This window comes from Streptomyces sp. CNP082, from assembly GCF_059570535.1.
The window spans coordinates 1-19,497 of the sequence record NZ_JCANSZ010000084.1 but is presented as its reverse complement, the minus strand read 5'-3'; the positions used below and the strand labels follow the sequence as shown (position 1 = coordinate 19,497).

15 protein-coding genes are annotated in these 19,497 nt (G+C 72.3%); 6 read left to right on the top strand and 9 right to left on the bottom strand.

The window, feature by feature from the left end; genetic code table 11:
* The first annotated feature begins 259 nt into the window (after positions 1-259).
* The 4 genes from B124_RS34700 (at position 260) to B124_RS34685 (ending at position 4,205) form a co-directional block, all read left to right on the top strand.
* Positions 260-670, top strand: a complete 411-nt coding sequence (locus B124_RS34700; RefSeq protein WP_496507014.1) for an MFS transporter — start codon at positions 260-262, stop codon at positions 668-670.
* Positions 671-930: 260 nt separating this feature from the next.
* The gene (locus B124_RS34695; RefSeq protein ID WP_496507012.1) at positions 931-2,028 is read left to right on the top strand and encodes an effector-associated domain 2-containing protein; all 1,098 of its coding nucleotides are present in this window, start codon (positions 931-933) and stop codon (positions 2,026-2,028) included.
* Positions 2,029-2,144: 116 nt separating this feature from the next.
* Positions 2,145-2,327, top strand: a complete 183-nt coding sequence (locus tag B124_RS34690) for an FxSxx-COOH-like cyclophane-containing RiPP peptide (protein ID WP_496507011.1) — start codon at positions 2,145-2,147, stop codon at positions 2,325-2,327.
* Between the two features lie 42 nt (positions 2,328-2,369).
* Entirely contained in the window at positions 2,370-4,205 is a 1,836-nt protein-coding gene (locus B124_RS34685; RefSeq protein WP_496507010.1) for an HEXXH motif domain-containing protein, read from the top strand.
* A 72-nt stretch (positions 4,206-4,277) separates the two neighbouring features.
* On the opposite strand, the gene fxsT is transcribed toward B124_RS34685, so the two are convergent.
* The 5 genes from fxsT to B124_RS34660 form a co-directional block, all read right to left on the bottom strand.
* Positions 4,278-8,192 carry an FxSxx-COOH system tetratricopeptide repeat protein gene (gene fxsT, locus B124_RS34680; protein ID WP_496507009.1) on the bottom strand — a complete coding sequence of 1,305 codons (3,915 nt, stop codon included), beginning with the start codon at positions 8,190-8,192 and terminating at the stop codon, positions 4,278-4,280.
* A 96-nt stretch (positions 8,193-8,288) separates the two neighbouring features.
* Positions 8,289-9,776: a VMAP-C domain-containing protein gene (locus B124_RS34675; protein ID WP_496507008.1), complete on the bottom strand. Its 1,488-nt coding sequence runs from the start codon at positions 9,774-9,776 to the stop codon at positions 8,289-8,291.
* 318 nt (positions 9,777-10,094) lie between these two features.
* On the bottom strand, positions 10,095-10,838 hold the full coding sequence (locus B124_RS34670; RefSeq protein ID WP_496507007.1) for a succinate dehydrogenase/fumarate reductase iron-sulfur subunit: 744 nt from the start codon (positions 10,836-10,838) through the stop codon (positions 10,095-10,097).
* Positions 10,835-12,784, bottom strand: a complete 1,950-nt coding sequence (locus tag B124_RS34665; protein WP_496507006.1) for a fumarate reductase/succinate dehydrogenase flavoprotein subunit — start codon at positions 12,782-12,784, stop codon at positions 10,835-10,837. The genes B124_RS34670 and B124_RS34665 overlap by 4 nt, the downstream gene beginning before the upstream one ends.
* A gap of 2 nt (positions 12,785-12,786) precedes the next feature.
* A complete protein-coding gene (locus B124_RS34660) occupies positions 12,787-13,542 on the bottom strand; it encodes a succinate dehydrogenase (RefSeq protein ID WP_496507005.1) in 756 nt (251 codons plus the stop codon).
* 93 nt (positions 13,543-13,635) lie between these two features.
* Between B124_RS34660 and B124_RS34655 the strand changes: the two genes are divergently transcribed.
* Positions 13,636-14,532 carry a LysR family transcriptional regulator gene (locus B124_RS34655; protein WP_496507004.1) on the top strand — a complete coding sequence of 299 codons (897 nt, stop codon included), beginning with the start codon at positions 13,636-13,638 and terminating at the stop codon, positions 14,530-14,532.
* 107 nt (positions 14,533-14,639) lie between these two features.
* On the opposite strand, the gene B124_RS34650 is transcribed toward B124_RS34655, so the two are convergent.
* The 3 genes from B124_RS34650 to B124_RS34640 all read right to left on the bottom strand — a co-directional run bounded on the left by B124_RS34650 (position 14,640) and on the right by B124_RS34640 (position 18,468).
* Positions 14,640-16,490, bottom strand: a complete 1,851-nt coding sequence (locus B124_RS34650) for a glycoside hydrolase family 3 protein (protein WP_496507003.1) — start codon at positions 16,488-16,490, stop codon at positions 14,640-14,642.
* A 224-nt stretch (positions 16,491-16,714) separates the two neighbouring features.
* A complete protein-coding gene (locus tag B124_RS34645; protein ID WP_496507013.1) occupies positions 16,715-17,668 on the bottom strand; it encodes an endonuclease/exonuclease/phosphatase family protein in 954 nt (317 codons plus the stop codon).
* Between the two features lie 98 nt (positions 17,669-17,766).
* Positions 17,767-18,468 (bottom strand): M15 family metallopeptidase, encoded by a 702-nt coding sequence (locus B124_RS34640; protein WP_496507002.1) that lies wholly within the window; start codon positions 18,466-18,468, stop codon positions 17,767-17,769.
* An 86-nt stretch (positions 18,469-18,554) separates the two neighbouring features.
* Between B124_RS34640 and B124_RS34635 the strand changes: the two genes are divergently transcribed.
* Positions 18,555-19,265, top strand: a complete 711-nt coding sequence (locus B124_RS34635; RefSeq protein WP_496507001.1) for a response regulator transcription factor — start codon at positions 18,555-18,557, stop codon at positions 19,263-19,265.
* Positions 19,266-19,299: 34 nt separating this feature from the next.
* Here the strand turns inward: B124_RS34635 and B124_RS34630 are convergent.
* A partial coding sequence (locus B124_RS34630; protein WP_496507000.1) for a transposase occupies positions 19,300-19,497 on the bottom strand: 198 nt, incomplete at its 5' end.

Genomic DNA, 19,497 nt, shown 5'->3' with positions numbered 1-19,497 from the left:
CTATCCTTCATGCGGTCTCTCCGCGTCATCCGCCGTCAGGTTACCAACCAGGCGGGTTTTTCCCCCTCGCCGTCTGACGAGCGCCCTTGAGGCAACACGCTCAGAAATCCTTGAAAGACTCAACCCTCGCCGACGGAACCGCAGCAGCCCGCGGGCCGTCAAGCGCATACATGTCCATGCCTACAGAGCGAAACGCCGCACCGAGACCACAACTCGCCACGAAGACAAGCCGCATATCAAAATCCTCGCTGTGGCCTAACTGAGTGGCATTGACCTGCGAGGCACCTTCGTCATCGGTCTCGGGGGACTGCTGACGGCCTTGTTGCTGCTGCGCACCGTCGGAAACGGGGAACCGGGCGCGGTCGTCGCGCTGATCCTGTGGGGGCTTTCCTTCGGCGCCGTGCAGTTGTCCCAGGTCAACATGACGCTCGCCGCCGCACCCGAGACCTTCGAGGCCGCCATGTCGCTCAACACCATGGCGTACAACACCTGCATTGCGCTCGGAGCGCTGTTCGGCGGCCTGTTCGTCGACCACGTCGGTGTCACGAGCGTCGTCTGGTTCGGTGTGATCATTGCCGCGGCCTCGCTGCTGCTGCGGCTCGGCACGGGCCGGGGAAGTTCGTCCTCGGACAGCGTCTCCGAGGACGACCTCGCCCGCACCGCCGGCTGAGGATCGGTGTGAATACCGGGTGACCGGTACCGCCACCGGTCACCCGGGTCCCGTACGTACGGTGGCGTGCTCAGCAGGCCACGTACCTCTGGCACCTGCCGGCCGCTGCGACGAAAGCTGGCCGGCGGCCATCTGGACCGAGCCCCCCGGGGGGTACGTGTCCGAGCCCTCTGGGGGCACGCTACGTGGTCACCGAAGGCGCCGGTGTACCGCGGATGCGGCGGCGGGTACGTACCTCGTGTGAGTGACAGGGGGAGGTTATGAGAAGACCGGAACGTGCCGCGGGAGGACTGGAAATGTCCAGGGTGGCCGAGATCCTGGTCGGCTGTCCGCCTGGCGCAACCGGAGGCCGCGGTACGCGCGGCCGTCGCGGGTCCGGGTATCGCGTCGGCGACCGATTCGTACTGATCGCCGCACACGTCGTGGCACCGCCCGTGGCATCTCTGCGGGTCCGCTTCAATGCCGACCGACCCGGCGAGTGGACCACCGAGGCCCTGGTCGGCCTCCGCTCCGAGGCCGCCGACCTCGCGATGCTGGAACTCGCCGCACCGCAGGGCACGGCCGTCCCCCCGCCCCGGTATGCCACCGTTCCCGACGCGGACGTGGTCCTGCCGTTCACCGCGGTCGGCTTCCCCCGTTTCAAGCTCCGCAAGGACACCGACCCCGCCCGCCGCCTCAACGACGGCTCGCTCGGCCAGTACCGCGACACTTTTCACGCGTCCGGCACCATCGCCGTGCTCTCCAACCGGCGCGAGGGCACCCTTGAACTCACCGTACAAGCGCCCAGCGACACGGTGGAGCCCGATCGCTCCCCCTGGCAGGGCATGTCCGGCGCCGCCGTCTGGGCGGACGACGCCGTGGTCGGCATGATTGCCGCCCATCACCGCTCCGACGGCCCCGGCCGGCTCGCCGCCACCCGGGTCGAGCGCTGGTACGAGAGGCTGTCCGCCGCCGAACTGGCTGTCCTGCACACCTGCGCCGGTCTGCCGCCGAGGGAGGAGCTGGCCCCGGACGGCAGCCCCGACGGCCGGGCGGTGGTGCCGTCGCTCGCGTCGCTGCCCCCCGATCTGACCATGGGCGACCTGAAGGACCTCATCGCAGCGTTGGCCGAGCTGCCCACGCTGCGTCGGCCCGGTGGCCTGGAGACGGTGCTGGACGACGTCGATCCGCGGATCACCGGCAACCGTGTGCGCGCCTCGACGTTGCGGGCCGAGCTTTACGGCGTTCTCCGCGCCTGCCTGCGCTATCCCGGCACGCTCGACCAGTTCCTGGTTGCGTTACGGGTGTGGGAGGAGGGGTCCGCGGAAATGACCCGGGCGTCCGCGGAGGCCGCTGGTCTGGCCCGACGCCACGGGTGACCTGTTTGCGACTGGCTGACCCGCGGGGTTTCGACGCCTGCCCGGCTGGGTCATCATTGGCTAAGGCAACGACGCCGCGTACATGCCACCCAACGACCGGGAGGGGATTTGCAGCCATGGAGTCGGAGATTCCTGACGTAGAGTCCGCGGTCCTGGACCTCTCGGGGGTCTCTCTCGAATCGCTGCGCGCCATGGAAGGGCCGGCCATCGCGGCGTCTCTGGAGCGGCTGATGCATCACATCGACCGTCCTCCGGCCGTGATGGCGAGCGGCTACGGCAACGCCCAGCGTATCGACTGAGCCTATAACGGGGACCGCCACCGGCCGAGATGGGGAGACCTGGTGCCCGAAGAGGAAAGTGCACCGAAGGACCGCGCCGCCTTCCACCGGCTCTCGGCGGCCTCCCTGGGCGTCCTCGCTGGCGGCGACGGTGATCGTGAGGTCGTCGGAGAGCTGGTGAAAGCGGAGCTCAGCCGCCGGAAGCTGCTGCTGCGCGCGTTGCTCGACCAGACCGGCGAACAGGCTGCGGCCGACGCGTGGGCTCTGCTGGAGGCGGCGCAGCGCCGGGCGCCGGAGGTGGTCGATGACGTCCTGTTGGCTCCTGGCACGGGCATCTGGCTGTCCAGTGCGCTGCGCCGGCTGCGCGGCCAGTCGCCGGACGATGCTCCGACCTGGGTGACCGTCGGGCACCTGTCCGCCGTGGCCGCGGCCGCGGCCGGCCGCGCGGGCCTCGGCTTCACTGCCACGGTCCCGGTGCGCCACGGGTACGTCCACATGCCCACTCTGGGCTGCGCTGTGCTGCCGGCGGAGGCGGAGGCGTGGAGCACTGCGCAGGTCACGGGCCGTGCAGGCGGCGAGCTGAAGTTATCCGGCCACCGGGGAGAGGCCGTCGTCGCGGCCGGCGGGGAGCGCCGTACCGCCGAGTGGCTGCCCACCCGTCGTATCACGGTGGGACCGCCCGGGCGCGAACTCGTCCTGACGCTGGAGGAGTGCGACCCCTACCGCACGTACCTCGGTACCAGCCCGCCGCGCGTCCTGTCGGAGGCCGAGGCGGCGCGCTGGGAGGCGTACGCCGGCGAGGCGTGGCGCATCCTGCTGCGCGACGAACCGGCCGCGGCCGAGGGAATGCGCCGCGGACTGTTCTCCATCACGCCGATGAGGCCGACAGAGAGGTTTCGTCCCTACAGCAGTTCCGCGGGGGACGCCTTCGGGGGTATGAACGCCTCCCTGCCGGACGGCGGTTCGGACTTCGCCGCGACGCTGGTGCACGAGTTCCAGCACATCAAGCTCGGCGCGCTGATCCACCTGTACCCCTTGCTCCGGCCGGCCAGGCCCGGGGGAGAGCCCGAGCTGTTCCACGCCCCCTGGCGGGACGACCCACGTCCCCTGGAGGGCCTGCTGCAGGGCATCTACGCCTTCTTCGGCGTGGCGCGCTTCTGGCGCGCCCACCGGCACGCCGTCGACCCGGCGGAAGCACAGGTGGCCCACTTCGAGTACGTCTTCTGGCGCGACGAGGTACGGGCCACGCTGGCGCGCGTACGCGGCCACGAGAGGCTCACGCCGCTCGGATCCCGCCTGATCGCCGCGCTCGGCGAGCGTTGCGAGCAGTGGGCGGCCGACGACGTGCCGGCGGAGGTGTCCCGGCTGGCCGAGGAGGCGGCGTCCGACCACCTGGCCCGCTGGCGCGAGCATCACCTGCGCCCGCCCGCGCGGGCCGTGGCCGAGTCGGCCCGCGCTTGGCGCCAGGGCGCCCCGCTGCCGCCGCCCACGCTCGCCACCGAGCCCGGGATGGTGCCCGACCCGGCGGTGGCGTTCCTCGACGCGGCGGGCGTCCTCGCCCGGCACGCTCTCAGCAAGGCAGATGGGGACTGGACGGACACCGCCGACGGCGTGAGCGGGGCGGATGCCGCCGACGTGCTGCTGGCTCAGGGCGATCGGACAGCGGCGGCGGATGCCCTGCGGGCCAGGCTGCGCAGCGAGCACGCGCCCGTCGGTACCTGGGCGGTGCTGGGCCGGGCCCTGGCCGAGGACCCGGCGCACCGCGCCGCGTCCCGGGTCCTGCGGCGGTTCCCCGAGCGGGCGCGGGCGCTGCACGACGCCCTCCGGGCGGCGGGGGGAGAATCCCCGGATCCCGTCGAACTCGCCGACTGGCTGGGCGCCGGGGGCACGGTGGACTGACCGCGGCGGGCGGACCGAGCCGGATGACCAGGCCGGGGCGGGGGCGGCTCCCGCCCCCGCCCCGGCCCGGGTTTACAGCGGTGCCGGGTCGATGTCGCAGTTCGCCCGCAGCCCGGCGGTGAAGGCCACGATCGCCGGGTGCGTCGCGGGCGCCTCGCCCTCCAGCGGCTCGGGAGCCGCAAGCGTCCGCCGGATCCGTTCCAGGGTGTCCTGGCGCAGCGCGGTTGCCTCTTCGACGCCACCGCTCGCCGCCAGGTCCAGCGAGAGGTTGCCGGCGCAGGCCAGGGTGGTGGGATGGTCCGCGCCGAAGACCTCCTGACAGCGCCCCAGGGCCGGGCGCCCCCAGCGGACTGCTTCCTCGTGGTCGCCGAGCGCCGCCATGTCACTGGCGAGGTTCACCGCGGCCACCAGGGTGTGGGGGTGATCGTCCCCGAGGACATCGGTCAGGGTGCGGATCGCGTGCTCGTCGAGACGGCGGGCCTCCTCCGGGCGGCCGAGGAGCCGTTCGGAGAGGGCGAGGTCGACATCGGCGGCCAGGGCGTACGGGTGCTGCGCGGAGTACACGTGCCGGTAGCCCTCGCACGCCTTGGCGCCGCGGACCCGGGCGGCGTCCAGGTCGCCGGTCTGGCGCAGGGCGATGGACAGGGTCAGGGCGGCGGCCAGCGACTGGGGGTGGTCGTCGCCGTACCGGCGGGTGAAGCCCTCGTGGGCCTCGATGGCCAGCTCCAGTGAACGCGCGGGGTCGCCCGCCTTCCGGGTGGTGATGCTCAGCTCACGCAGCGCGCGGAGGGTGAAAGGGTTGCGGCTGCCGAGGATGTCCCGCCTAGCCGCCTCGGCCGTTTCCTGCAACGGCAAGGCGCCGATGTAGTCGCCGCTCTCCCGTACGTCGATAGCCACGGAGACCTCGCTCGCGAGACTGCGTGGATCGTCGCGCCCGAACAGCCGCTGCCGCAGCAGCCAGGTCTGGCGGTCCAGTTCCAGCGCGCCCTGGATTGCGCCCATGAGGCGCAGGCTCACGGCGTAGTTATGGGCGACGTTGAGCGTGGTGGGATCCTCCTCGCCGAACGCCTGCAGGGCCCGTTCGTGGGCGGTCTTGTCGATCTCGGCGCCTTCCGCGAAGCGTCCCTCCGCGCGCCGGACGGCCGCTTCCAGCTGGAGGGCGGCGAGCGCATCCTCGCTGTCTGCGGGCTGCGTACGGTCGTAGGTCTGCCGGAGTTGTTCCACCAGCCGGGCCGCGTCGCTGTACCGTCCGACGGCCCAGTACATGAAGCCCAGGTGGTGGCCCATCAGCAGGGACATCGAGTCCTCCGCCGGGAACAACTCCGTCCAGGCGTTCCACGCCTCCTCGGAGAAACCGACCCCGGCGTCGTGGTCGCCCCAGTGGTAGAGGTACCGGGCGACGTTCAGCACTAGCTGGCGTACCCATGGCTGATCGGACCGGACGGCGTCGGAGGCGATGACATGCGTGTACAGCTCCGCGTACCTTGGCCAGTTCGACGGGTCGTTCGGTTCCTTGGGGTCTGCGGTGGCCATCAAGGAGTGAGCGCCTTGGCGCATGCGGTTCTGCTCCTCCGGACTCATGCGGTTCACCAGTACGAGTTGCACGAGTCGGTGCATCTCGATGGAGTTCGTGCGGTGGTCGATGCGGGCGAGTGAGTAGCGGTTGATCTCCCGTATGGCGCGGGCGAGCTTCATCGGATCGTTGAGGGCGGAATCCAGCTCGGGGTAGATGCTCTGCGGGCCCGGCCCCTTGAGGACCGAGCGGGAGATCGGGTCGGGGGCGAAGTAGGAGCACAGCTCCAGCAGCCGGAGAGCCGTCGGGCTGCGCTGCTCCAGATGGTCGAGGGAGACGTTCCAGGCGGCGGCGACCGGAAGCTGGTAGTCCGGCGGCGGGGCGGTTTCCAGGAGTTCGTTCTTCTTGTCCTCGAACAGCCGCAGGTACTCGGAGGTCGGCATGCCGGTCTCGGTGCGCCAGGCGGCGGCCTGCACCAGGGCCAGCGGCAGGTCGCCCAGCGCCGCGGCCAGCGCGTCGGCCTCCTCGTCCGCCAGCTCCGGCCCCGACCTGCTGAGCAGCTTCTTGCTCTCCTCGCGGGTGAAGACGTCCACGTCGAGGGAGCCGCCCACCAGGCTCCACCGCCGGTTGCGGGAGGTGACCAGGATGGTCCCGGTGCCGCCGGTGGGGAAGTAGGGGCGTACCTGCTCGGGACTGTCCGCGTTGTCGAAGATCAGCAGCCAGCGGGAGTACGGCTTCCCCTCGCGCAGCGCCTCCCGGACAACGGGAGCGGCGACGTTGACCTCGGAGGTGGTCTCCAGGCCCAGGCGGTTGGCGAGTTCTACCAGGGACTGGCCGATCTGGCCCGCCCGCTCGGAGGGGATCCACCACACGATGTCGTAAGTGTTCTGGTGGCGGTAGGCGTACTCGATCGCAAGCTGTGTCTTCCCTACTCCGCCCATCCCGTGGATGGCCTCGGGCAGGACCGTCGTCGTCCCCTCCTGCAGCCGCTGTTCGAGCAGGGCCAGCAGCTCGTCCCGGCCGGTGAAGTTCTGGTTCCGCGGCGGCAGGTTTCCCCAGATGCGCGGCCGTCCGGCGCGCTCTCCCTCCAGGGTGCGCTGGGACGTGGTCGACATGGGCGGTGCTCCTTCGCCTGCTGCGGGTGTGGGTGATGCTGTGGGCGGAGCCTCGGGGGAACGAGCTGCTTTCCGCTGATCGTGCCATTTCAGGGCATTCCGCAGAGTTGCGGCGCGCTGATGGAATGAACCGGACATAGCAGACAGGGTGGCCAGCTCCACCTGAAGGAACGCGGCACTTCGCTCGGTGACGGCCGGGGCCGTCGTCTCGTCCAGCGGTGTGGCCAGCGGCGGCAGCAGTGTGGCGCTGCCCGGATCCGACGCCAGGACCTCGTGGACGTCGTGCAGGGTACGGGCGGTGGCGCTGCGCCGCCCCAGGGCCAGTAGCTGTCCGCGGGTGCCGGGGGTGAACTCGTACGCGAGGGCCGCCGGGGCGTCGTCGTGCACGCCGGTGGGGCGTACCAGGCCGCTCATGAAGAACTCGGCGGCGTGCACCGGCCCCGCGCCGGAGGTGGACTCCACCACCCTGCGGATGACCGGGAGGCTCAGCGGTGCCGCGGCCAGCCGGGTGGCCAGCCGGAATGCGGTGGGCGAGGCGGCGGCGCGGAACTCGAAGACCCGGTCCGCGGCGGGCTGCGGCTGTTCCGCGTCGGGGGGTTCTGCCAGCCAGGGCAGCGGCCGGGCGAGGTCGGGCCGGTTCTTCCAGCGGTGGGCGAGGAAGGCCGGCAGGTCGATCCAGCGCCGCCCGTCGCCGGACAGTACGTGCGAAAGGGCCCGGGCCCCGTGGTGGGTGAGGGAGAGCACGGGCATGACGGCCGGATCGGCCGCGTTGTCGTAGGCGGGTTGACCCGGTAAGGCGGCGGGGACGTCCCGCTCGCGCCACTCCCAGGTGCTGTTGGCGGCCCAGGCGTGGTCCGCCCGGACCCGGAGGCGGGAGACGGTGAGGCCGGTGCGATACCACAGATGGGGAGGGAGCAACTCGACCACGGCGACCGGCAGGTTCCGGCCCCACTCCCGCAGCAGCTCCTGCACCACGCCCAGGTGCCAGCCGGCGGCCAGGCCGTCGGTGGCGACCAGGACCACGGTCCGCGCCCCCGCCGCCCCGTCGAGCGGGACGTCGGTGTGCACCCGGGCGGGCGCCGTCTCGTCGGTACGGAGCAGGCGCAGGACCCGTACCTCGGAGAAGCTGTCCGTCAGCGCCTGCCGCAGATCGGCCAGCGGCCGGCCCCACACCTGCACCGTCACGTGGGCGTCGACGGCCAGCACCACCCGGGTCGGTTCACCGGCGTTCCCGGCGGGCCAGCTGTCCCACAGCCGCCTCAGTTCCGGTCCGCCCGCCCCCGGGGCGCTCGGCCCGGTCGGCCCCGTCGGATCCGCCGCCGGCCCGGACTGCTCGCTCTGCGCGTCGTCATCGGACATGGGCAGCACAGCTCTCACGGCACCTTCGTCGCGGGGCCTCGACACAGGGTCGTCCCTCGTCGGGACGGTGGCGCAGCTCTGCCGGCGTACTCCACCTCACCGAGTGATCTCTCCTTGCCTGCCCTCATGCCTCACCGCCTCAAGTCGGGGCCGCCCGTCGGGACGGCTCGAAGGTCCGGGTATGCGTTCCGGGTCGTCCAGCAGCACGGCCAGGTGGCGCCCGACATGGCCGTCCCAGCTCTCCCGGCCGAGCGAGAGCGCCTGTCTGCGCCAGACGCGGGTGCGCTCCAGGAGGCCGGCGAGGCTGCGTTCCTGGAGTATGTCGGCTGCCGCTTCCCGGAAGGCGGGGTCGGATGCGCCGCGCTGCCACAGCATCGCCGGGATGCCCGCCCGCAGGGCGGCGGTGAACTCGTCCTGGGCAGACTCGGAGTCGCTGCCGGGAACCTCGTTCAGGACGAGGCAGACGATCTGGTCGTCCTCTTGGAGCTCCCGTTCGAGGTGGAATGCCGACTGGCCGGGCTTGCTCCAGTGCGACCGGCTCTCGGCCGGCTTGTCCCGCAGGTGGCGCCAGCGGTTGTTCCACGGCCGGTACCACGGCTTGCGCAGCCGGTCGAGGGACCGCAGCACCACCGTGTAGTACATGACCAGGGGGGTGGGCTGGCGCGCGTCGGACTCCTTGTTCCACCACTCCACGGGCTCCCGCAGGAGTTCCCACGGAAGGATGAACTCAATGACCACCGGCTGCCGGAGGTCCGCCCAGCGCGCTTCGGCCTGTTCGACGAGCCGCTCCACCTCGACCTCAAGGTCGTCGCGGCGCACGTTCAGCGTCTCGCCTGGGACGGGGTGCCAGCCGTCGGCGTCGGCCTGACGCCAGTGGGACAGGTAGTAGCGGTCGGGGTCCACGCCGTCCGGCTCGCACTGTATGAGCAGGTAGGCCGGGTGCAGGGAGGGTTCGGCGGGCTGTGACGTACGGGTGCGCTGCTTGGTGGCGACCCAGTCCGCCTGCGCGTCGAGCAGTCCCCTGGCCTGCGTCTGCCGGCGCGTCCAGCGGCGCAGTTCTTCCGCCTCCCCGTGGCGCCCTTCCTCCACCAACAGGTCTGCGGCGAGGTCCAGATACGCCAGGCACGGCGGAAGCTCGTCCTCGGTGGTGTTGTCGCCGGCCAGACGCAGGAACACGTCCCAACCGGTCTTGCACCACGCCTCCAGCTCCTGTGTACGGGAGTGGCTGGCCCGCCGGGCCAGGGTGAGGAGGGCGTCGGACGGGAGCTTCTGCAGCACGGACCGCAGCGGATGCAGGTCGTTGAAGCGAAAGAAGACCGCGGCCTCCCACTCGTCCAGCAGCCGCGACAGGTCGTCCATGAGCACGGACTGCTGCTCTACGTAGCCGAGGCAGCGCGCCAGGCCCTGTAACCCTTCGTCCACATCCGCGCAGATCCCGACCAGACGTAACAGCCAGACGCGCAACGGCTGGTCCTGGCGGGGTGGTTCCACAGGTGTCTGCAGTTCGGCGGCAACGGCCTGGGTCACCATCTCCATGCTGGCAGGACGCCGGAGCGTCTCCGCCTCCTGGAGCACGTCGACCACGGAGGCCAATAACTCGTTGCGAACCCGTGCAGGACTGCGTCCCTCCACGCCTGTGCCCCCAGTTGCTCTCGCGTTAGTCCGCGCACCGTGCAAACAGGGTACGGCTAGCAGTCCCCGCGAGCCATCGTGACGACGGGTGCAGACGGTCATCTTTCAGCTTCTTCCCCGGCGTCCGGCCAGTTCGATCACCAGGGACCCCTCTCGTGTGCCGGCGATGCTATCGGGGACGCACGGAGGCCATGCGGTCCGTTGTGCGGGCTGACAAGTTCATGCCCGCCCTCGCTTCGTCCGAAGCGGTGAGGGGTCCCGGCAACGGCGCTACGCCGACTTCCGGGCCGCCCGCAGGAACTCGCGGTTCAGTGCCGAGATCGCCTGCAGCGGGATGCCCTTCGGGCAGGCCACCGCGCATTCGCCGGTGTTCGTGCAGCCGCCGAAACCCTCGTCGTCCATCCGGCCGACCATGTCCAGCACCCGCGACTCGCGCTCCGGCGCGCCCTGCGGCAGGGTGCTCAGGTGTACGACCTTCGCCGCCGTGAAGAGCATCGCCGAGCCGTTGGGGCAGGCCGCCACGCAGGCGCCGCAGCCGATGCACTCCGCGTGTTCGAAGGCGGTCTCCGCCGACGGTTTGGGGACCGGGGTGGCGTGGGCGTCGGGGGCGCTGCCGGTGGGGGCGGTGATGTAGCCGCCGGCGCCGATGATGCGGTCGAAGGACGAGCGGTCGACGACCAGGTCCTTCACCACCGGGAACGCCGCGGCGCGCCACGGCTCGACGTCGATGACGTCGCCGTCCGCGAACGAGCGCATGTGCAACTGGCACGCCGTCGTACGCTCCGGGCCGTGCGCCTGGCCGTTGATGACGACGCCGCACGCGCCGCAGATGCCCTCGCGGCAGTCGTGGTCGAAGGCGACGGGTTCGTCGCCGGCGAGGATCAGCCGTTCGTTGAGGGTGTCCAGCACCTCCAGGAACGACATCTCCGGCGTGACGTCCGCGACCTCGTACGAGACCATCTCGCCGGGGGCGTCGGGGCCCGGCTGGCGCCAGACCCGCAGGGTCAACTTCACTGGTAACTCCGCTGGGTGGGGATGACGTAGTCGAACTCCAGGTCCTCGCGGTGGAGGACCGGGGCACTGCCGGTGCCGGTGAACTCCCAGGCCGCCGCGTACGAGAAGTGCTCGTCGTCGCGGGCCGCCTCGCCGTCCGGGGTCTGGCTCTCCTCGCGGAAGTGGCCGCCGCAGGACTCGCTCCGGTGCAGCGCGTCCAGGCACATCAGCTCGGCCAGCTCCAGGTAGTCCGCGATGCGGTTGGCCTTCTCCAGCGACTGGTTCAGCTCCGCGCCGCTGCCCGGCACCTTGATCCGGCGCCAGAACTCCTCGCGCAGCGCCGGGATCCGCGCCAGCGCCTTGCGCAGCCCCGGCTCCGTACGGGCCATGCCGCACTCGTCCCACAGCAGCTCGCCCAGCTCGCGGTGGAAGGAGTCGGGGGTGCGGTCGCCGTCGATGGAGAGCAGTAGTTGAAGGCGGTCCTCCGTGTCCGCTACCGCCTCGGCTACCGCCGGGTGGCCGGGGGAGACCTCTTCGGGGCGGTGGCGGGCGAGGAAGTCGCCGATGGTGGCGGGGAGGATGAAGTAGCCGTCGGCCAGGCCCTGCATGAGCGCGGAGGCGCCGAGGCGGTTCGCGCCGTGGTCGGAGAAGTTCGCCTCGCCGATGGCGAAGAGGCCGGGGACGGTGGTCTGGAGGTCGTAGTCGACCCACAGGCCGCCCATCGTGTAGTGGATGGCCGGGTAGATGCGCATGGGCACCTGGTACGGATCCTCCGCGGTGATCCGCTCGTACATCTCGAAGAGGTTGCCGTACCGCTCCTCGACCGCCGCGCGCCCCAGCCGCCGGATGGCGTCGGCGAAGTCGAGGTAGACGCCCTGCCCGCCGGGGCCGACGCCGCGGCCCTCGTCGCAGACGTTCTTCGCGGCGCGCGAGGCGATGTCGCGGGGGACGAGGTTGCCGAAGGAGGGGTAGAGGCGCTCCAGGTAGTAGTCGCGCTCGTCCTCGGGGATGGCGTTCGGCGGGCGGGTGTCGCCGTGCGCCTTGGGTACCCAGATGCGGCCGTCGTTGCGCAGCGACTCGCTCATCAGCGTGAGCTTCGACTGGTGGTCGCCGGAGCGCGGGATGCAGGTGGGGTGGATCTGGGTGAAGCAGGGGTTGGCGAAGTACGCGCCGCGGCGGTGGGCCCGCCAGACGGCGGTGGCGTTGGAGTTCTTGGCGTTGGTGGAGAGGTAGAAGACGTTGCCGTAGCCGCCGGTGGCCAGCACGACGGCGTCGGCGAGGTAGGTCTCGATCCGGCCGGTGACCAGGTCGCGGGCGACGATGCCGCGGGCGCGGCCGTCGATGACGATCAGGTCGAGCATCTCGGTGCGCGGGTGCATCTCGACGTTGCCCGCCTCGATCTGCCGGGACAGCGCCTGGTACGCGCCGAGCAGGAGCTGCTGGCCGGTCTGCCCGCGGGCGTAGAAGGTGCGCGAGACCTGGACGCCGCCGAAGGAGCGGGTGTCGAGCAGGCCGCCGTACTCGCGGGCGAAGGGCACGCCCTGCGCGACGCACTGGTCGATGATCTCGACCGAGACCTGCGCGAGACGGCGCACGTTGGACTCGCGGGCGCGGAAGTCGCCGCCCTTGACCGTGTCGTAGAAGAGGCGGTGTACGGAGTCGCCGTCGTTGCGGTAGTTCTTGGCGGCGTTGATGCCGCCCTGTGCGGCGATGGAGTGGGCGCGGCGCGGGGAGTCCTGGTAGCAGAACTGGACGACGTGGTAGCCCTGTTCCGCGAGGGTGGCCCCGGCGGCGCCGCCGGCGAGGCCCGTACCGACGACGATGACGGAGTAGCGGCGCCGGTTGGCGGGGTTGACCAGCCGGGCGGTGAAGCGGCGGCGGTCCCAGCGCTCGGCGATGTCGCCGGGCGGGGCGGCGGCGTCGGCGACGGGCTCGCCCTCGGTGTAGTGCGTGTATGCCGGTGACATCCTCAGTTCACGACTCCCGTCATGACGGCCACGGGGAGGGAGATGAAGCCGCAGGTCAGCACCAGTGCAGAGGTGTCGGTGACGGCTTTGAGGGCCCGCGCGCGGGCCGGGGTCGCGGCGCCGAGGGTCTGCACGGCGCTCCAGAATCCGTGCCTGAGGTGCAGACCGAGGGCGGCCATCGCGGTGATGTAGATGACGTTGCCGTACCAGGTGGAGAAGGTGGCGACGGTGTTCTCGTACGGGTGGCCGGTCTGGGCGTTCTCGTTCACGGTCAGCGTCGTCAGGTCGAGGATGTGCCAGACGACGAAGAGGCCGAGGATCACCCCGCCCCAGCGCATGGTGCGGGTGGCGTAGCTGGTGCGGTGGCGCTTGTGGACGTACCCGACCGGGCGCGCGGCGATGTCGCGGCGGCTGAGCTGGTACGCGGTCACGCCGTGCAGCACGACGGCGGCGACCAGCACGATGCGGATGATCCACAGGCCCCACTCGTAGTGCAGGACCGGGCCGCCGAGGGTGCGCAGCCAGTGGCCGTAGTCGTTGAACTCCTCGGCGCCGAAGAAGATCTTGAGGTTGCCGACCAGGTGCGCCACGAGGTAGCTGAGCATGATCAGGCCGGTGACGGCCAGCACCGTCTTCTTGCCGACGGTGGAGCGCCACAGCAGCGCGAGGAGCGACGGCCGGCTGGTCCGGGGCCGGGACGGTTCCGGGGCGGGCTTGCCGGCGGCGCGGTTCGACGCCGGCTTCGTGGTCAGGGCCATGCCTGTGACGGTAAAGAGGGGGTAAGGCATCCGTCCAAGACATGAATTCGCTGCATTCGATAGGCGATGCCTATCGCCGCCTACGCTGGATCCATGCACCTGCAGCAGCTTCGCTACTTCGCCGCCGTCGCCGAGACCCGCCACTTCACCCGCGCCGCCGAGCGCGAGCACGTGGCGCAGCCGTCGCTGTCGCAGTCCGTACGGGCGCTGGAACGGGAGCTGGGCGCCGAGCTGTTCCACCGGGCGCGCGGGCACATCACGCTCACCGACGCCGGCGAGGCCCTGCTGCCGCTGGCGCGGCGGATCCTCGCCGACACAGAGACGGCGCGGCGGGAGGTCCAGGAAGTCGTGCACCTGAGGCGCGGGCGGGTGCGGCTGGGGGCCACGCCGAGCCTGTGCGCGAGCCTGGTGCCGGACGCGCTGCGCGCGTTCCACGCCCGCTACCCGGGCATCGAGCTGCACGTCCACGAGGACGGCTCGCAGGACCTCGTACGCACCCTCGCGGCCGGCGAACTGGACCTCGCGCTGGTCATCACGCCGCTGGCCGGGCAGGCACCGGCGCTGACGACGACGGAGCTGCTGCGCGAGGAGCTGGTCGTCGTCTCGTCGCCGGACGCGCCGCCGGTCACGGGGGCCGCCGGCGCCGGCCGGGGGATCCGGATCGGGGAGCTGCGGGGGCGCCCGCTGGCGATGTTCCGGCACGGGTACGACCTGCGGGAGCTGACGGTCGCGGCGTGCCGGGAGGCGGGCTTCGAGCCGGAGTTCGGGGTGGAGGGCGGGGAGATGGACGCGGTCCTGGGGTTCGTGCGGGCGGGTCTGGGGGTGGCGGTGGTGCCGAGCATGGTCGCGGAGCGCTCGGGGCTGCGGACGACGGCGTTCGCGGCGCCGGGGCTGCACCGGACGATCTCCGTGGCGCACCGGGGCGACGTGTCGCCGCCGCGGGCGGCCCGCGAGCTGCGGCGGCTGCTGATCAGCGCGGCGGGCGGCTGAAGGGCCGGGGCGGACTCGGCCCCGCGGGCGTACGGGACACGCGTGTGCACGGGGGTGCCGCGGGAGTACGGGGACGGCCGCGGCACCTTCGTACGGAGCCGGGTGCCTCAGTACGTGAGCCCGTGCCCCAGCGGGTACAGGTCCGCGCCCGCCGCCCCCGGCTCCGGGATCGCCACCGGCAGCCGCCCCGTCGGCCGCAGGTCGCCGTAGAGCGCGTCGACCACGCGCGTCAGCACCCCCGCCCCCGTGCCGTACGTGCACAGATACGCCGGCACCTCCGGGAACCGCCGCACGTCGTACGGATTCCGCACCGCCACCACCACGACCGGCGTCCCCGCCGCGAGCAGCGCCCGTACCAGCGCCGCCTGCGCCGCGCCCCGCTCCGCCACCGGCTCCCCGCCGGCCGCCGCGTGGGCGGCGACCAGCACCAGGTCGTGCTCACGCGCCGCGGCCACCGCCGCGTCGATCACCGCCTGTGCCGGCGTGCCGCCCGTCGCCAGCACCGTCGCGCTCTGCCCGCTCCGGGCCCCGACCGCCTGCGCCAGCCGGTCCAGCGCCGGCGCCGATGTCGTCTGCCACCCGGCGACCAGCACCCGCCGCGCCTCGGCGGCCAGCGGCAGCAGCCCGGCGTCGTTCTTCACCAGCGTCACCGCCCGCCCGGTGACCGCCCGCGCGTCCGCGACGTGCGCGGCATCCCCGACGACCCGCTCCGCCCCGGCCTCGTCGACGAACGGGCCGGCGAACAGCCCCTCGTCGATCTTGCGCGCCAGGATGCGCACCACCGACTTCTCCAGCCGCCGCGCGCCGATCTCGCCGCCCCGTACGGCCGCGAGCACCGCCGCGTACGCGACGTCCATCCGCGGCGGCAGCACCAGCATGTCCGCGCCCGCCTTGAACGCCTCGACCGCCGCCCGGTCCGGCGGGTACTGGGACGTGGCGCCGCCCATGTCCAGCGCGTCCGTGACGATCAGTCCTTCGAAGCCCAGCTCCTCGCGGAGCAGCCTGGTCAGGATGCGGTGCGACATGGTGGCGGGCACGCCGTCGTCAAGCGCGGGGACGAGGATGTGCCCGGTCATCACCGTGTCCAGGCCAGCGGCGATCGCGGCCCGGAACGGCGGCAGGTCCAGCTCGTGGAGCTCAGCCAGCGTGTGGTCGATGCGCGGCAGCAGGAAGTGGCTGTCCTGGCCGGTGTCGCCGTGGCCGGGGAAGTGCTTGGCGGCCGAGGCGACGCCGCCGCGGCGGTGCCCGCGTACGGCAGCCGCGACCATGCGCGCGACCTGCTGCGGGTCTGCGCCGTAGGAGCGCAGGCCGATGACGGGGTTGTCGGGGTTGACGTTGACGTCGGCGACGGGCGCGTAGTTCTGGTTGATGCCCAGCGCGGCCAGCTCGCGGCCGGTGATCTCGGCGGCGCGGTGGGCGTCGGCGGTGGCGTAGGTGGCGCCCAGCGCCATGCTGCCGGGCAGCTCGGTGGCCGGCGGGGTCGGCAGCCGGTAGACCAGGCCGCTCTCCTGGTCGGTGGAGATGATCAGCGGGACGCCGCGGCGGTGCGCGAGTGAGGCGCGCTGGAGGCCGTTGGAGAGCCGGGCGATCTGGCGGGGGGAGCGGAGGTTGTCGTCGTTGCGGGCGCTGAAGTAGATGACGGCGCCGGGGCGGTACTTGCGTACGACGTCGGCGGGCGTGCGGACGCCGTAGCGCTGCTCGTTGACGGCGGCGGCCGTGCCGGTCACGTCGTCCGCGTCCTGGCCGGCGACCTCGACGACGAAGAGCTGGCCGACCTGCTCCTCCAGGGTCATCCGGCGGGCCAGCGCCCGGGCCAGCCCCCGGGCGTACGAGCCGGAGCCCGCCGGGCCGCCGGAGCGGGCCGCGGCGGGGCCGGCGGCGGCCGTGCCGGCGCCGAGCGCCGCCGCGGTGCCGAGGAGGCCGGTGACTGCCTGTCTGCGCGTGGTGGTTGACCGCATGTGGGAACACTCCTCAGCGCATCGGGTGTGCTGCGTGGGCATCGGTGGCCGGCCGACGGGGCTGCTCCCCCTGTGGGGGCCGCCGAGGAGAACTCGGCCGCGGAGTCTGGCAACGGCGCAGGTGCACGTCAATATGTCCGCACGCGCCGTGCCATTTTCCTGTCAGATCCCGCGAAACCGGCTTATCCGGCGCCCGGTGCCCCGCACCCCGTGCTCACCCGTGCTCACCAGGCGATGCCCGCCGCCACCGGCAGGTGGTCGCTGCCCGTGGCCGGCAGCACCCACGCACTCCGTGGCTCCACGCCGCGTACCAGGACGTGGTCGATCCGCGCCACCGGGAAGTCCGCCGGCCAACTGAAGCCGAAGCCGTTCCCCGCCTCCTCCTGGACCGGGCGCACCTGGTCGGTGAGGCCGTCGAACGCGCGGTCGTCGACCGTGCCGTTGAGGTCGCCGAGCACCACCACGCGCTCGTGCGGCTCGGCGGCGACGGCGGCGGCGAGCCGCTGCGCCCCGTCGTCGCGCTGGCCGGTCGACAGGCCCGCGCGGGGGTTGACGCGCACGGACCCCAGGTGGGCCACGTACACCGCCAGCGGGCCCCGCTCGGTGGCCACCGTGGTGCGCAGCGCGCGGGTCGGGTACATCGCGACGCCGACGGACCGGGTGTCCGACAGCGGCAGCTTGCTCCACAGCCCGACCGTGCCCCTCGTGGTGTGGTACGGGTACGTCTGTGCCAACTCCGCCTCGTACCGCGGCAGCACCGTCCCGGTGATCTCCTGCAGCGCCAGCAGGTCCGCGCCGGAGACGGCGAGGTCGCGGGCGGTGCCCGCCGGGTCGGGGTTGGCGGCGCCGACGTTGTGGCTGGCCACCGTGAGGTCGCTGCCCGGCCGGGACTTGTCGGTGAGCAGCCCGCCGAACAGGCTCAGCCACACCGTGACCGGCAGCACCAGCGCGACCACCGCGGAGACCGAGCGGCGCCACAGCGCGGCGGCGAGCAGCGGGACGGTGAACAGGCCGAACCACGGCAGGAAGGTCTCCACCAGGCTGCCGAGGTTCCATGCCCCGCCCGGGATCCTCGCGTGCAGCGCCAGGAGCAGGCCGAGCAGCAGCGCCAACGCCGCGAGCACCGCGCCGCGCCGCCAGGGCGCGGGGCGGGCGAGGGCGCTGGCCGCCCGGCGCAGGCCCGCGAGCGGGGCGCGGGGGCCGGCTGCCCGGCGGCCGTCGCCGACCGGGGTGGTCTCCGTCGTGTCGTCCTGCGACTGCGTCGCCGTCTGCTCGCTCAACTCTGCATCCTCGGGTCCTGGGTCGGGTCGGCGTACATGGGCGGGCACCTGCCGCCGGCCGCCTCGGGGCGCAACTCGTAATGCCAGGGCTCGTTCCGGTAGACCGGACACAGGCCGTACGCGGCGCCGTGGGTGAAGAGCCACGTCTGCGCGTCGGCTTCGCCGATGTCGACCGCGTCACCGGACACGTGCGGGGACGTCCGCGGGGTGGCCACCCAGCGGGCGGCCTCTTCTTCCGAGCCGTATTTCCCGATCGCCTCGTGCAGAAGCTGCTCCTGGTACGCGGGAGAACGCCAGCCGCTATTGACCTGGAAAACGACTCCGTAGGCAGCGGCGTCCGTCGCCGCCTCGCGCAGGGCCTGCAGTAAACCGGCGTCGAGTTCGGCGACGGCCGGAATCTCGTGGTCGAAAACCGTCGTCCCGCCGGGGACGACGCCGTCGGCTTCGCCGGGGTCCCGGGAAGCCGAGGAATCCGGGGAAGCCGAGGAGGGCGGGGAAGCCGAGGAGGGCGGGGAAACCGCGGTGTCCGGGGAAGCCGGGGCCGCCGTGGTGGCCGAGGCGCCGGAGCTGGACGGGGTCTGCATCGACCGGTAGCCAAGGGGTGCGATGACCACCGCGATGAGGGTGATCAGAACGGCGCCCAGAAGTGCCCGGATGAGGCGGGCGGCTCGTCGCGCCGGTCGTCGGGTACGAGTCATTCCGCCACTCAACGCGGCGGGGCGTTGCCGGCCCGTATGCGGTTTTCCATATGCCGGCGATATACGTCCGCTCGTAAGATCTGCGCATGCGCGTGCTGATAGTCGAGGACGAGCCCTTTATGGCGGAGGCCATCCGCGCCGGCCTCCGCCTGGAGGCGATCGCGGGCGATATCGCGGGTGACGGAGACACCGCCCTGGAACTGCTGGGCGTGAACTCGTACGACATCGCCGTCCTCGACCGCGACATCCCCGGGCCCTCAGGGGACGAGATCGCCCGGCGTATCGTCGACTCCGGCAGCGGCATGCCGATCCTCATGCTCACCGCGGCCGACCGGCTCGACGACAAGGCCAGCGGCTTCGGGCTCGGCGCCGACGACTACCTCACCAAGCCCTTCGACATCCGCGAGCTGGTGCTGCGGCTGCGCGCGCTCGACCGCCGGCGCGTCCACGTCCGCCCGCCCGTGCGGGAGATCGCGGGGCTGCGGCTCGACCCGTTCCGCCGCGAGGTCTACCGGGACGGCCGGTACGTCGCGCTGACCCGCAAGCAGTTCGCCGTGCTCGACGTCCTCGTCGCCGCAGACGGCGGGGTGATCAGCGCGGAGGAGCTGCTGGAACGGGCCTGGGACGCCAACGCCGACCCCTTCACCAACGCCGTACGCATCACCGTCTCGGCGCTCCGCAAGCGGCTCGGCCGGCCCTGGCTGATCGCCACGGTGCCCGGCGTCGGCTACCGCATCGACACCGGCGCCGGCTCCGACGGCGATGGCGGGGCAGGCGGGGAAGGGCCCCGTCCGTAGGCGGACGCTGTTGGTTAATCCGCCCCGCTGGATCTCATCCAGCGGGGCGGAGTGCTGCGAAGGGTGAGACGCGGGTGCGGGCGAGGGGCCTGCCGGTGAGCCAGGCGTCGATGCGGGCGAGGTTGATGGCGGCGCCGGTGAAGTGGTGCTGGAGCCGGGTCTTGGCGAGGCCGCGGTAGCGGGATCTGCGCAGGCCGAAGGCTTGGACGCCCTGGGAGATGGTGCCCTCGAC

Coding starts and splice junctions, on each gene's coding strand:
- B124_RS34695 (WP_496507012.1), top strand. CDS start 931: ATGAGAAGACCGGAACGTGCCGCGGGAGGACTGGAAATGTCCAGGGTG.
- B124_RS34690 (WP_496507011.1), top strand. CDS start 2,145: ATGGAGTCGGAGATTCCTGACGTAGAGTCCGCGGTCCTGGACCTCTCG.
- fxsT (WP_496507009.1), bottom strand. CDS start 8,192: ATGTCCGATGACGACGCGCAGAGCGAGCAGTCCGGGCCGGCGGCGGAT.
- B124_RS34665 (WP_496507006.1), bottom strand. CDS start 12,784: ATGTCACCGGCATACACGCACTACACCGAGGGCGAGCCCGTCGCCGAC.
- B124_RS34660 (WP_496507005.1), bottom strand. CDS start 13,542: ATGGCCCTGACCACGAAGCCGGCGTCGAACCGCGCCGCCGGCAAGCCC.
- B124_RS34655 (WP_496507004.1), top strand. CDS start 13,636: ATGCACCTGCAGCAGCTTCGCTACTTCGCCGCCGTCGCCGAGACCCGC.
- B124_RS34650 (WP_496507003.1), bottom strand. CDS start 16,490: ATGCGGTCAACCACCACGCGCAGACAGGCAGTCACCGGCCTCCTCGGC.
- B124_RS34640 (WP_496507002.1), bottom strand. CDS start 18,468: ATGACTCGTACCCGACGACCGGCGCGACGAGCCGCCCGCCTCATCCGG.
- B124_RS34635 (WP_496507001.1), top strand. CDS start 18,555: ATGCGCGTGCTGATAGTCGAGGACGAGCCCTTTATGGCGGAGGCCATC.